Origin of the sequence: Wolbachia endosymbiont of Drosophila tsacasi (assembly GCF_028982115.1) — a bacterium.
GTDB classification, from domain to species: Bacteria; Pseudomonadota; Alphaproteobacteria; order Rickettsiales; family Anaplasmataceae; genus Wolbachia; species Wolbachia pipientis_B.
In genome coordinates this window covers 80029-94211 of sequence record NZ_JAPQLJ010000050.1, presented here as the reverse complement: position 1 = coordinate 94211, position 14183 = coordinate 80029, and the positions used below count along the sequence as shown (strand labels likewise).

Here is a 14183-nt window from a genome sequence, read left to right as displayed (position 1 = left end):
ACCTTACCCAGAAAAAGTAGAGAGGAAGTTAAGACGTTTTTGTCATGAAAATGATGCATCAAATTGTTCAGGGATGCAATAGTTAATAGTAGAATGACGTCGTTGTTTATTATAAAAAATTTCAATGTATTCAAATATGGCAGTTCTAGATTGTTGAGCAGAGTGTTGTGAAGGATCAATAAGTAGCTCTCTTTTGAGTGAGCTGAAAAAGCTTTCTGCAGGTGAGTTATCATAACAACAACCCTTATGACTCATGCTAGAGATAATATTTTTTCTATTTAATAAGAATTGGTGCTTTTTAGAAGTATATTGTGACCCTTGATCACTATGAAACAGTAGATCTTTGGCGGGTTTGCGTTTATTAACAGCCATAAATAAAGCATCTATAATTAATTGTTTATCCATTGGACTACTCATTAACTACCATACGTGAATATAAGTCAATTATTGCTGCCAAATATAGCCAGCCTTCTTTGGTTTTTATATAAGTAATATCAGTTACCCATACCTTATTGGGCTGGTCCGTAGTAAAATTTTGATCCAGGATATTTGGAGCTATAATCCTACTGTCTGTTTGCTGTTTTTTAGTTTTGAATCTTCTTCTAAGCTTAGCTTAAATGCCATTTTTTTGCATTACATCTTGCACTGTTTTGATGTTATAATTTTTGCCTAAAGCTTTTAGTTCAGCATGGATTTTAGGAGCTCCGTACCTGCATTGTGATGCTTGATATATTTTTTGAATATCTGCTAGAAGCTCCTCTCTTGCTAATTCTTTATTGCTTTTCTCCTGAGCAACCCATTTATAATAACCACAAGCAGATACATTTAAAAACCTACATAACTCCTGTATTTTATAGCTGCTTCTATGCTCTTTTATAAAAGAATATTTTACTCCTTTTGGCTGGCAAAATATCCCAGGGCTTTTTTTAAAATGTCTCTTTCCCTAGTTATTCTTGCTAACTCTTTCTTTAAGTCAAACCTTTCTTTGTCATAAGTAGCTAACTTTCCTTTGCCTGGAAATGCATCTACTCCTGACATTTTTTCATTATATTTTCTTACCCATCTGCTTAATAAATCTCCACTCATGCCTAAATCTCTTGCTATTTTTGCTGACGGTTGACCTGTTTCTCTTACTAGTTTTATTGCTTCCAATTTAAACTCTATTGTATATTCCCTTCTGTTTCCCATATTACACCTCTTTGAAAAAACGTTCTATTTTACTTCAAAAACGTCTTAACTTCCTCTCTACTTTTTCTGGGTAAGGTCAGGGATCTCTTGTTAGTGGATGAGATACCGCGAATAAATCGCGGTATGACGGTTAAGTACGTGTTAGCGGCTAAGAGATACCACGGCGGCATGACGTAGAGCTCGCATTAGCTATAAGATTAGCTAACATTCTGCACATCCATAAAAAACAAACCTTCTTTTTCGTCTTGAACGCTAATAATAGCGTGAGTGTTAAGAGGCAAAGGATCGTTTATATGCCCATGGCCTACCCCTTTCATTGTAAATACAGGAAAGTTAACACTTTTTGCAAACCTTTCTTTTACGACTTCAACAAGATTATCATTATAACAGTTAACGAAATCCCCAAAGATTACTGCATGCACTCCATCAAAAATGTGAGCTTGTTTTAGGTGATCTAAACTGCGCTCTATTGCATATGGGTAAACTCTTATGTCCTCTAAAAATAGAATTTTACCTTTCACATTTATTTGCCAAGCGGTTCCTATACTATTTTCAACTAAAGTCATATTACCACCGATGACTTTAGACTCTAATCTGCCATCTTTTAGTCTAATGCCATTGTTTATCATCTTTAGGTTATCAAATCTGATAGAATCCTGCTTGTTAAGAATTAACTCTTTCAATTTTTCAACAGAGCTTTCAGAAACGGAGCTATTTACTATCATTTCCAACATGGTGCCGTGAAGAGTTTGCCAATCATATTTAGCTTGTAGATAGATATGCAAGGCAGTTATATCGCTATAGCCTATGAGGATTTTTTTGTTTTGAGCAATCCTTTCTTTTTTATCATTGGGTAGCTTTTCTAGATAGGGAATTAACCGAGAAGCCCCTTCTCCTCCTCTGATGCACCAAATTATTTTACTATCATCAGTTAGTGCTCTAATCAAATCATTTGCTCTAAATTCATCAGAGTTAGAGTAGAATGGATTATCATTGCTATATATTTTCTCTGAGATATTGGGACTGAAATTCAAGGCTTCTACATACTCTTTTATGGTAGTCAGGTCTGATTCTTTTCCCTTGGAAGAAGGAGCAATAATATCAACTTGGTCCATTGCATGAATACCTGTGTTAGCAGATAAAGTGAAAATAAAATATAAAAGGTAAATGATCATTAAAATATCTTATAAAACTCTTTTTTTAGTATATCATCGAGTTCAGAAAGTAGAACTTTAACTCCTAATTCTTCCATTGATGTAACGCTATAATCTTGCAGTCCACAAGGAATAATACCCTTATAGTGAGAGAGATCTGGAAAGACGTTAAGCGCTATGCCATGATAAGTTACCCATTTTCTTAAGCGAATACCAAAAGCTGCAATTTTTTTTTCTACTCCATTGTTATTCACCCAAACACCTATTCTATCCTCTTTAAATTCTCCAAGTATATTAAATTGCTTTAAAACATTTATTATCCATTTACTTAGGTCTCTAATATATAGCTTTATGTCGCATTTATTTCTTTTTTTAAGGTTTAACATTAAATATATAACACGTTGTCCTGGCCCATGATATGTGTATTTGCCACCCCTGCCTGTTTTATATATAGGAAATAGTTTTTCAACAATATCATCATCTGTTGCACTGATTCCTGCAGTATAAAGTGGAGGGTGCTGGAGTAGCCATACCAATTCGTCTGCTGAATTATTGTAAATCTGTTGAATTTTTTCTTCCATAGACTTTACGGCACAGTTATAATCAATAAGCTGATTAGATATTAGCCATTCTGTCATGTTCAATTTCTTTTCTTTTTAGTATAGCATTTTCCTGTTATTCCAGTGTGTGACACTGAGCGCAGCCTTTCTTATTCCTAGTATACTTAATACTAACTTCTGTGCTATTTCTCCTTAACAAACATAGTACATGACAAATGTTTAATTGTTTGTCAACACAGGTCCTCTTTACGTATAGGCAACTTTTTTTATTGAAAAATTCAGAAAAATGTTGTACAATTATTAGTAGATTTTAGGTAAAATATATGGCAGACTCAAAATTTAGCATAACTTTCAACAACGAAATTTCAGAGTGTCTTGCCGGACTGGCTAAAATAAGAAATAAGTCCATTAAAGAACTAACAGAGAAGCTAATACAAGAAGCAATTGAAAATGAGGAAGATAAAATACTAATTGAGCGTGCTGCTAAACGTAATGTTTCAGGTGTAAAGAAAATTAGAAGTGAGGATGTAGACTGGAATACAATATTATCTTCATAGAAAGCGTTCTTGAGAAAGACCTTCCAGCTCTTCCAAAAACAATAAGATTAAGGATCATAAATGCGATAAATAAGCGCCTTACAGTTGATCCCATTAACCTTGGTGAGCCATTATATTACAGATTTAAAGGACAAAGAAGATTAAGGGTAGGTGATTATCGCGTTATCTATTCCGTAAATATTATAAAATATGAAGTGGTTATCACAGAGATAGGACACAGAAAAGATATTTATAAGTAAGTACATCATATAAACATTAAATATATTTTTACTCCTTCCTGATTCATTTTCTACCTTAGGTGGCTTCGCTTAGCTCAAAAAAAAAGCTCATTCTTTTTGCTACCCCTTATTGTGCCTGCCATTTAACTACTGTGTAGAGATTGCTCTCAAACATAATGTTCGTACGTTAGTATATTCTTCCTGTGACACCAATTGATATAATTCTACCACAAATTCAATTTTTTAGGAGGCACATATGAATTTCAACATTTTTCAAAGAAAGAAAAGCAGTGAATATTCTGCTTTGCAGCTAATGATGGAACCAAGTTGGAGTAAGCGTGATTATGTAAGTTTTGCTGAGGAAGGTTACATAAAAATGTTATTGCCTTTCGAGCAATTAATATGATTGCAAGTGCTGCATCTTTGGTACCTTTTACTCTCTGCCAGCTTACTGAACAGGGAAAATCGCAACTAAAAGCCCATCCATTACTGAGATTACTTTATTCTCCTAATCCAATGACATCAAAATCGGAATTTATTGAGGAGATTGTAACTTATCGGTTAGTTAACGGCAATTCTTATATATTGATGGTTGAGCCGCAGAACAATAAAAAACCACCAACAGAGCTTTATCTTCTGCGCCCTGATAGGGTTGAAATTGTTCCGGGGAGAAATAACGTTCCTTATATCTATCGTTATACCATAAATAACAACGGTTATGACTTTAAAGTTGATAAACTAACCGGACGTTCAGCAGTGTTGCACCTAAAGACCTTTAACCCTTTGAATGATTGGTATGGATTATCACCAATTGAGGCAGCTGCATATAGCATAGATCAGCATAATCAGGCGGGTGCTTGGAATCAAGCGATGTTGCAAAATGGGGCAAGACCAAGTGGTGCAATAGTTGTGAAATCAGCGAAGGACGGGAGTGGTGGAAGTTTAAGTCAAGAGCAGTACCAACGCTTAAAAGAGCAAATAAATGATCATTATTCAGGTTCTGTCAATGCTGGAAGACCGATATTGCTTGAAGGAGGCTTGGAGTGGAAAGAAATGAGCTTATCACCAAGGGATATGGATTTTATTGAATCCAAACACAGCTCAGCTCGTGATATTGCCCTGGCTTTTTGCCTCCCGCCGCAGTTGCTTGGCATACCAGGTGATAACACTTATAGCAATTTAGTCGAAGCACGCTTATCCCTCTGGGGGCAGACGGTTTTACCAATGCTAGAAAATATTATCTGTTATCTGAATTCTTGGCTAACACCAAAATTTGGTGAAAATCTGTGTTTGTCGTACGATAAAGATGCAATAGAGATACTCATGGAAAAGAGACAAAAGTTGTGGAAATACGTAGAAAATGCAAGCTTCATGACGCTCAATGAAAAAAGAGAAGCTTTTGGCTTGCCGCCATTGACGGGTGGTGATGAATTAGGTTAAGTTTGTATCCGTTCAGATGAGTTTATTGTCCCCTAAACCGTACACCTAAGTAAATTAACTATTCCTCTTGCCAACCAAAGCGATGAAGATTTGGTTTACATCAAAACTCATCTTAGGACGCCAAATAGGGCCGTCCAAGTGCATATCGATATAGATTGGATTACTATAGTTTTGTGGTATGAAAAAGAACCTGAATATAGAAACTAAAGCGAAGTTAGATAAGGTTAAATTAGAAGAGATCGACCCTGATGCCTGATCAATCCCGAATTGTAAACTAGTTGAACATATACCACTCTTAATACTTGCTTTTCCGCTAATATTTTCAAAAAATGTACTGCCATTATATATATCAACATAAGCAAATGTGGAAATTTCAGACTTATTCTTACTGCTTAACAAATTAGTGATAAATGAATTGCAATCTACATTAGTAACTTCTATTCCCTGCGCTTGTAGGTTTACATCTCCTGATAAGTTACTAGCCCAATCATGAAAACTTTTTCCTTGAGTTTTGATTTCACCATTTAAGCTTACCTGACCATTTACGTTGTCAATTCCTATAACCTTACCAATCTTTTTAGTGTCCAAATTTACAATAGAAAATCTTGTATTCATTGAGTCTGATCTTAAATAACCCTGAAAAAACACTTGCCCGTGTTCTAATATGTAACTTGCCTGCCTGATAGTGATAACGTTATTTCTCATTACCGCATCCAAATTAAAATCTTTCAAAATATTCTGCTCGGTTTTAAATTCTGCAGTATTGATTTGCACATTTGCATCAAAGCCTTCTTTGTCATTCAAAAAATCAAGCTGCTTTGTTGACCATTGAATTTGATCTATCTCATTTCTTGAATTTCTTTTTACCTCTACTAAATTTGGTAATTTAAAGATATTTCCATTAAATTTATTGCCCGTAAGGTTCACATCTAATAAAGGTTTGGCGTATTTTTGATCTACTAATATTTTTGCATTGCCGGTAATATCGAAATCTTCTCCAGATAGTTTTATTTTATCTGCAACTAGCTTACCTTTTTCCATTTTCAGCAAAAAATCCAAATTTTTAATTTTCGTATCATTTAATATAAGGTTATTAACACTAGCCTTTATATTTGCATCATACTGAAAATTTTTCAGCCGTTGCATTTTAGATAGACTGCTAAATAATGAATGATCATATTTATCTGCATCAAGATTATGCATGCTAAATTTACCATCAATCACACTGCGTTTTTTTGCGTAACTCATCTTAATTGATCCTTGCAAGAATTCCTTATTATTTAGCAATCTAATGTCTGAGATAGATAATATTCTTGGTGCAAGGTGCAATTTAGAACTTAGTGTAAATTGATTTTTCTGGTTTTCTTTCATCTTTATAGAAGGGAAAAAACATGAAATGAATGACTCAAAATCACCTCCTTCGACTAATAAATCACCGTCAAACTCAGATAGGGCATTATTATTTGAGATCTCTCCTGATAAGTAAGATATATTATTGATTCCAGGAAATTTAAGAAGCGTATTAACTTTTACTTTGCCATCAGTGGATTTTAGTACAGCACGAAAATTGTCCAATATTTTGTTTTGATATTGAATGTTAGAAGCTTCCATATTAAAATTTAAGCTCAAGTTCTTTGGCACAACTGCTCTAAAGCATTCCAGAAGGTCTTTCATATTCGTTGTTTTTTGTGAATCATTTTGTATGGAATCTAAGTCAACTTTGCTGAAGCTAATATTGAGATTAGTGTGATCGCCTTTTCTATCATTTTGTATTGTACCACTGGCTTGCATGCTTTTGGAATCAATTTTCAAGTCAGTTACCGTAAACTCATTTTCATCGAGGTTGATATTAGATGATATCTCAATATTTTCACTAGGAATAACACAAGAAAGAAAGCTAAGATTAATGATTTTTGCTAAATCACTCACAGAACCGGAACTATTATTAATCGTTAGTGTTAAATTACCCTGGAGTTCTTCTTGATTTCTATTACCTGTAAATAGCAAATTTACAAAATTTGATTCAACACTAATGTATACATTCTTTTTTGTGATATTAACCTTTCCTGAAAAATCGTAATTATTATCACCTACCTTTACTTCACCAAAAAACTGCTTGTTTTTTTTTACAGCAACTTCCTTTATGTTAACAATATAAGCGTTAAAACTTACTTGACTGTCTTTTATTACTATATCGACTGTGTTACCACTGGCTTTTGTATTTATAATATTGATTAAATTTTCTTTATTGCTTTTCATGCCAAACAATGTGATTGATTTTGGTTGCAACGAAAATAAAAACAAGGATAGGAACGATGGCCTTATTTCAATTTTTCTTACACTAATTAAATCTGATAACTTTTGCTCTTTATTTTCGTTGTATTGTACATATACATTATAAATAGTGAGCTTTGGAGTAATGAGTGAAACTTCAACTTTCCCTCCAATATGCACTTTAGCATCATACGTCCTCTCCAGCTCTTTTATGATATATTTCCTGTAGCCACTCCAATCCTTAAAAACTGCGGCAACATGAAGAAGGACTAATACTAAAGAAATTGATAATATGGCGTATAAAGAAAGTTTCATAGTAGACCTCTCATTCCGGCATCTCTTCGTCTTGTCATCCCAGTGCGTGACACTGGGATCCATCTTATTTTCATCATGAGCATTATTTCAGCGTATGCTCCTAGAATCTGTTGTCTATTGCATAATTTGCAAATATTTTTATATCTGGATCCCAGTGTCAAGCACTGGGATGACACCGTTTGCTGTTCCTTTAGCAAAAGATCTAGTTTATACATATTTCAAATTATTCAAATTCCCTATAAATGTTAGGTAAAGAGTACCAAAATAAACAATAACACTCAAAGCTATTAAAGTCGTTAAACAAACAATACGAGCCAACATTTTATCAAAAAATAATCCTGCCAACAAAGAATTAAAAATATAAAGGGCTATTGACATGACTACCGTTGCTACAAAAATTTTCATGATATTTAACAATAACGCTTGGCTAACCTTATACATTTTATTTATTGTTAAATAACTAATTAATAGAATAGAATTTATCCAAGTGGAAACAGAAGTAGCAATAGCAATTCCCGTATGCTGATATTCGTTCATTAACATGAGGTTTAGCACTACATTAATTCCAAGGCACATTAGTGAAAACATAGTTGGTATTTTCAGATTGCCTTTAGCAAAAAATGTGGGTAGCAATACTTTATTTATAATAAATGCAGGTAAAGAAAGAGAAAATGCTATTAACGTGGGAGCAGTTTGCTGCACTGCATAATGATCAAATCTGCCGTAAGAAAAAAGCGTAAGTAAAATTATGTCGGGAATAATGATAAAGGCAGCAGTTGTTGGCATAATTAACATTAATCCTATGTTGAGAGCCTTGTTCTGTATTTTGACTATATTTTCAGTATTATTCACCTGTTTTGAAATTAAAGGAAGAAGCACTGTACCAATTGCAGTACCGATTATTCCCTGCGGTAGTTGATTTAGTCTATCGGCATAATATATATAAGACACCGCATTTGGTATAAAACTCGCCATGATTGTGTCAATCCATACACTTATTTGTATTACACAATTGTTGATAGTTGCAGGTATTACACGCTTAAAAAACAACCTTACTTCATTGCTTAATTCAAGGCTAAAAGAAAAAGCTGCCTTTAACTTGTATGCACTAAACAGTATCAGAAGTAACTGTAAAATCCCTCCGATCAGCACAGCTATAGAAAGATTGTGCGCTGAGGTTTTTATATAAGGCACAAATAAACTGATGATTAAACAGAGATTCAAAACGATTGGTGCAATAGCTGTTGAAGCAAAATGCTGCTTTACTTGCAGCATTCCACCAATAAGTGATGCAATTGACACAAAGATTATGTAGGGCATCATAATTCTTGATAAAGTAACAGTAAGGGTAAACTTACTTTGGTCAAATCCAGGAGCAAAAATTTGAATCATATAAGGGGAGAAAGTTTGCATGATAAGACAAAAAATTACTAAGATAATAAACGTAATGGATATTACACTACTTGCAAGATTAAATGCCTTTTTATCATCGTGTGATTCTGTTGAATATGACGGTATAAAGGACGTGGTAAATGCTCCCTCTGCAAAAAATGCACGAAATAGATTGGCAAAGCGAAACGAAGAAAAAAATATGTCTGCAAGAGAGTTTGCACCAATAACCGTAGCAATCAATACATCTCTTATTAACCCTGAGATCCTTGAAATAGCTGTAAAAAAACTAAATGTGAAAATACTTTTAAACATACCGCTACTTCATTAGTATCAATACAATTAACTATAATAGTAAAAGTATCAATGAAAATATTTATTGGCTAAACTTAAAACCCTCTGCAAAAGGAGAGTTAAATAATCAATTGACTATTTGCGCTCGTATGTTAGATATTTTATATCTTGGCGGGCGTAGCTCAGTTGGTAGAGCGTCAGTTTGTGGTACTGAATGTCGCCAGTTCAATCCTGGTCGCTCGCCCCACTAAAATTTTCTACTTTACAGAAATATGAACAAATGGTAGCATTATCATTTAATTAGGGAGGTTATATGGATGACGGCCTAAAGGAGTTTTAGTATTGTGTGGTATAGCATCAGTGATAGGAGCATTGACAGGTTTGGGGTTGAGTTTTACAGCTTTATCACCTTTGGTTATAGGTGGAATTATTGCCGCCATTCCTGTAATATTGTTAGCTGCATTTCTTATATGCAATAGTGTAAAAAAAGGAGAATTCTCCAAAAAAGATCTTTTCGGATCTGCTTGTTTATGCGTTACAAGCGCTGCAATTGGAGTTGGCCTTGCTGCAACCGCAACTGCTATTTTTCCTGGTGCAATGCTTGGACTGGGCTCTGCAGCTTTAGCAGGTGCAACAATAGGAGTAATAGCGCCAATTGCAGGGATATTTGCAACCGTGGCTACACTACTTGCTGCTGAAAAAGTGAATGAATATATTATATCACCTATAGTTGAAAGAATTTTTCCTTCAAAAGGGGAGGGGTATGAATAGTTTATTTAACACTCCCACTATACCTAATTGGGCTTTAACTATATCTCAACTTGATATTTTCTTTCCTGGTAGATTGAAAATTGAGTTGAGTTAAAAATGCAGTTTGACACACTTTTTTGAACATTCCCTAACCTCAAATTACATCAAAATACTTTTATTAGTATCTTTTTCTTGTGACTCAGCAATACGTTTAGCCCAACCCAGTGGCCTTTTATTTCTATTAGCTAATGCAATTCTATTGCGATCATAACTATCAGTGTGTTCCGTTAAAGTATCTTTTCTTTCTTCTCTTTCTTCTTCTATTACTCCGACTTTCAATTGTGCTGCATCTTTTTCTAGCAATTTATATAGTTCGCTATTTTTGTCTATAGTCAGATTAGTATTATCATTTTCTTGTTCTGCCACTTTTCTTTCTAATAATTTACGTACAGGATCATATTGTTTACCTTCTTTTATTTTTTCCAACATACTGTCTAAGGATAAATCTTTAGTTTTAGTAGCCTGTTGTGAAGGTTCTTTTAAACCTTCATTCAATTTTTCCAATGTATCTTCTTTTTTTGATTCAATGGTTTCTAATCTCTTCCCTAGTTGTTCAGGACTTACCTGAAAATTATAGTGGCTAGTATAAGTTGGAGATGAGTAGCCTGAATCGTTTATTTTTGTCTCCGCTGCATTTCCTTTTAGCAATCCAGTTGCTAATAAATGTTCTTTGGTTTGTTCGCTCATTTCTTTCTGATCCACCGATTTTAGTGGGAACTTCTGAGTTTCTTTATCCAACTTACTGGTAAATTCCGTAAGTAGAGTGTCATCTCTTTGTTCAACATTCATTAGGCTCGCTTTTAACTGTCCAGAATTTACTCGAGATTGTTCATGATTAGCATGAGTTGGAGATGAATAGCCTGAATCACTTATACTATTTGGTGTTGAAGCAGAGACACTAACAGTTGGACCTTCTACTGTTTTTACATCTGCTAAATCGTTTTTTTGCAACCCATCTTCTTTATCTTGTGGCAGTTTATCAGTAGGATCAACTTGCCTTAATCCTCTATTATCTTGCTGTGATCTATCTCTGATTTCTTTAAGAAGATTTTTAGGTGGAGTTTGGTTACTTTGTTCAATGTTCTCTAAGCTCCTCTTTGACTGCTCAGGATCTACTTGAGATTGAGCATGAATTTGAGGTAAATAGCCCGAGTCACTTTTGCTATTAGGTTTTGGAACAGAAAGTGGCTGTTTACTTTCTTCCCACTCAGCATCACTAGCACCACGGTTATCACTGTTGTGTTCATGCATATCTGAAAAAGGTGAATAAGGAATTTTATCCTTGAGTTTCTTCCATGGGTTATTTTCTTTGCTTCTTTCTATTGATGCTTCTCTATCATCAACATCAGTGTGCCTTAAGTTGTTTTTCTTGAAATTCCTGATCTCTTGTAATAGAGCGCTTTTGCTGTTTCCTTCTTGTTGCGGGATTTTAGGTTGTTGCTGATTATTAGGTATTTGCTCACTTCTATCTGGGTTTTGGCTTCCAAGTTTGCTTCCCCCTTGCTCATTGACAACATTTTCTTTAGATGGAAGTGAACTAGTTCTAAGTGGTGGCAGCGGAGGGATCTGAGATCCAATTTCTCGATTTATATGAGTAGCTGGGTGTTTTTGAACAGGCTTTTTGACCTCTTGCTCAATATCTCTACTGTTACTTTTTATTTCGATTTCAGATGATTCTTTCATCTCATTCAATTTTTCTTGTCCTTTTTCCCTGAATTCTATTTTATGCAAGAATAAACCACCTATTTTTACATCTCTGTTTGCTTCTAACCGTTCTAGAGAAAAATCATCACCTTTAACAAGGTCTACACCGTTAGCATCAATCTTAATTTTGATCTCACATTCTTTCCCCTCTGCATACCACTTTAAAGTCATTTCATATGAACCATCAGTTACGACATAATGTCTTATTTTTTCCCCTCCTTCCTCGGCAACAAAACCATGCATTCCGCTCTTTCCATCGCTATGCAATGTTGAAAACCCCGATATTCCATTCTTCTGACAAAAATCACTATTTAAAAATTCGCTGATTTTAAACTCTTTTTTGTCATCTCCCAGCGTAATACTTGCGTGATTACCGTACATTGAGACTCCTGCAACATCATCAACATACTCTTTCAACCTTTTTTGAACTTCACTTTCGAGCTTTTGTTCGGCTTTCTTTATCTTGTTGCATTCCTGAAGAATAACTCCACATGCTTTATTTTTGTCTTTATCTTCGTTCCAATCCCAATCGGTGCATTCTGTTAAAAACTTTACTGTGTTAAAATCAACTCTAGCATTATAAATTGGGTTGTCCTTTTTATCAAATAAAGGAAAAAACTCTTGAATGCGCTCATTATAAATGTGTTCTTGTTGTGTATCGTTAGTGTTCATATACCCCTCACTAATAACCCTCTGCCTTTAATTCTAGCTAATACTAGCTAATATAATTATTATGAGCATTGGTTGAATTTTTATTAAGGAAGGTTGTGTTGTTACTCAGATGGCAACTTTTAGTTGGCGCCTAATTTTAAATATCTATTGCTCATAGTAAACACTTCTGGATCTTGAGAGGTTAACTTGAGTATAGCGAGTATGTTGATAAATAACAAAGCAGCAATCGAGATATCAGCAACATCCCATAGCAATCGGATTTTACCCATCGCACCAAGCGGAATGATCATGGTAAAAATTACAATCCAGATTTTAGTGTATTTATTATCCATAGACGCATAGCGTATTGTCTGTTTTGAGCAAAAAAACCAAGTAAAAATAGTAGTAAAGGCAAAACAAAACATTATGGCCATAATTAAATAGTCAATATAGGGCCAATTCATAGCTTTTCTAAAAGCAAATATGCACATGTTAGTACTCTCTAAATCAGTGACCCAAGAATCTGTGACAAGTAGTACCATTGTTGTAATAAACACTATGAATGCAACTATAAAAGGCGATATTATTGTGATTAGGCTCTGTTCAATAATAAATTTATTATTATTTTTCTTAGGAACAATTGAAGAGTGCACGATTCCTTCGAGGCCAAGCCCTATATCTGTTGCAAAAATACCTCGCAAAGTTCCGACTTGAATAATAGTCAACATTTCTAAAATCAAACCTAGAGATAAACCAGAGTTAAAGCTACTAGTTGTAAAAAAACTGCTTGTTATTAATTTTAGAGAAGGAAGGATATTTTCACTGAACTTAAATAATATGATACCGCAAAGTATGAGGTAACTTACCGTCATTATTGGTATCATAGCCGATATAAAAATTTTAATTTTTTTTAAGCTGAGAACTGTAACAACAAAAAATATTATGGCCATTACAATGCCACCAATGACTACAGGCACATCTATCATGTTAAGTGGTATTGATAGAGAATTTACCTGAACAAGGTTACCAACTGTTATTGAAACCATCATCATAACAACCAGAAACACAATTGTAGCTTTTCTAGAATTAAATGCATCAGCCATGTAGGCTACAGGGCCACCTATAAACCGTCCGTTCTTTTCCTTTCTGGTTTTTATACTTAGATAACAAGTGACATATTTTATCACAGAAGTGATAACAATAATTATTGCCATCCATAAAATAGAGCCCGGTCCTCCGGTTTTTAGAGCAACAGCAGTTCCTGAAATGTTTCCTACTCCTAAATTTCCCCCTAAGATTGTAAACAGGGCGGCTATAGAAGAAAATTTATTTTCCCCTCTTTTAACTCCAATGAGTGAAAGGGCGTACGGCAATCTAAATATCTGTAGCCATTTTAGTTTAACCGATAGGTAAACACCAGCAACTAGCATGAGTAATATTGTTGGCAGTAATAAAACAAACTTTACTGTATCCATCTGTAAAAGTGAGATTTTTATTTAAGTATACAACAAAAATTGAAAATACCTAACCTATTTTCTATTAGAGTTTGTATGACTTCGTTCCTGTCATCCTAGCACCTCTTTCTGTCATCCTAGCGCTCCTTTCTTGTCATCCTAGTGCATGACACTG

At 34.3% G+C, this 14183-nt stretch carries 10 protein-coding genes, 1 tRNA gene and 2 pseudogenes; 5 read left to right on the top strand and 8 right to left on the bottom strand.

What is annotated here, in order from left to right:
* Window positions 1-42: 42 nt before the first annotated feature.
* The 3 genes and pseudogenes from OZD70_RS06135 to lipB all read right to left on the bottom strand — a co-directional run bounded on the left by OZD70_RS06135 (window position 43) and on the right by lipB (window position 2980).
* A pseudogene (locus OZD70_RS06135) lies at window positions 43-1188 on the bottom strand (IS3 family transposase).
* 197 nt (window positions 1189-1385) lie between these two features.
* The gene (locus tag OZD70_RS04635; RefSeq protein WP_275021189.1) at window positions 1386-2363 is read right to left on the bottom strand and encodes an LD-carboxypeptidase; all 978 of its coding nucleotides are present in this window, start codon (window positions 2361-2363) and stop codon (window positions 1386-1388) included.
* On the bottom strand, window positions 2363-2980 hold the full coding sequence (gene lipB, locus OZD70_RS04630) for a lipoyl(octanoyl) transferase LipB (RefSeq protein WP_275021187.1): 618 nt from the start codon (window positions 2978-2980) through the stop codon (window positions 2363-2365). Before lipB ends, OZD70_RS04635 begins: the two co-directional genes overlap by 1 nt.
* 245 nt (window positions 2981-3225) lie before the next feature.
* Here lipB and OZD70_RS04625 point away from each other — a divergent pair, with 245 nt between their 5' ends.
* The 3 genes and pseudogenes from OZD70_RS04625 to OZD70_RS04615 all read left to right on the top strand — a co-directional run bounded on the left by OZD70_RS04625 (window position 3226) and on the right by OZD70_RS04615 (window position 5117).
* Window positions 3226-3459, top strand: a complete 234-nt coding sequence (locus OZD70_RS04625) for a DUF6290 family protein (RefSeq protein WP_275021185.1) — start codon at window positions 3226-3228, stop codon at window positions 3457-3459.
* On the top strand, window positions 3435-3698 hold the full coding sequence (locus tag OZD70_RS04620; protein WP_080717643.1) for a type II toxin-antitoxin system RelE family toxin: 264 nt from the start codon (window positions 3435-3437) through the stop codon (window positions 3696-3698). Before OZD70_RS04625 ends, OZD70_RS04620 begins: the two co-directional genes overlap by 25 nt.
* A gap of 235 nt (window positions 3699-3933) precedes the next feature.
* Window positions 3934-5117, top strand: a pseudogene (locus OZD70_RS04615) (phage portal protein).
* Window positions 5118-5171: 54 nt separating this feature from the next.
* Here the strand turns inward: OZD70_RS04615 and OZD70_RS04610 are convergent.
* Genes OZD70_RS04610 through murJ form a run of 3 tightly spaced genes read right to left on the bottom strand, consistent with a single transcriptional unit; the run spans window position 5172 to window position 9410 of the window.
* Complete coding sequence (locus tag OZD70_RS04610; RefSeq protein ID WP_275021184.1) at window positions 5172-7706, bottom strand: AsmA family protein; 2535 nt, start codon at window positions 7704-7706, stop codon at window positions 5172-5174.
* The gene (locus OZD70_RS04605) at window positions 7703-7921 is read right to left on the bottom strand and encodes a hypothetical protein (protein ID WP_182182675.1); all 219 of its coding nucleotides are present in this window, start codon (window positions 7919-7921) and stop codon (window positions 7703-7705) included. The genes OZD70_RS04610 and OZD70_RS04605 overlap by 4 nt, the downstream gene beginning before the upstream one ends.
* Window positions 7914-9410 (bottom strand): murein biosynthesis integral membrane protein MurJ, encoded by a 1497-nt coding sequence (gene murJ, locus OZD70_RS04600; RefSeq protein ID WP_275021182.1) that lies wholly within the window; start codon window positions 9408-9410, stop codon window positions 7914-7916. Before murJ ends, OZD70_RS04605 begins: the two co-directional genes overlap by 8 nt.
* Before the next feature lie 150 nt (window positions 9411-9560).
* On the opposite strand from murJ, the gene OZD70_RS04595 reads away from it, so the two are divergent.
* Window positions 9561-9636: transfer RNA gene (locus tag OZD70_RS04595), tRNA-His, on the top strand.
* A 95-nt stretch (window positions 9637-9731) separates the two neighbouring features.
* A complete protein-coding gene (locus OZD70_RS04590; RefSeq protein ID WP_275021181.1) occupies window positions 9732-10160 on the top strand; it encodes a hypothetical protein in 429 nt (142 codons plus the stop codon).
* 138 nt (window positions 10161-10298) lie between these two features.
* Here OZD70_RS04590 and OZD70_RS04585 read toward each other — a convergent pair whose 3' ends face one another.
* A complete protein-coding gene (locus OZD70_RS04585; protein WP_275021179.1) occupies window positions 10299-12575 on the bottom strand; it encodes a hypothetical protein in 2277 nt (758 codons plus the stop codon).
* Window positions 12576-12694: 119 nt separating this feature from the next.
* Window positions 12695-14029 (bottom strand): alanine:cation symporter family protein, encoded by a 1335-nt coding sequence (locus OZD70_RS04580; RefSeq protein WP_182182680.1) that lies wholly within the window; start codon window positions 14027-14029, stop codon window positions 12695-12697.
* Window positions 14030-14183: the final 154 nt, after the last annotated feature.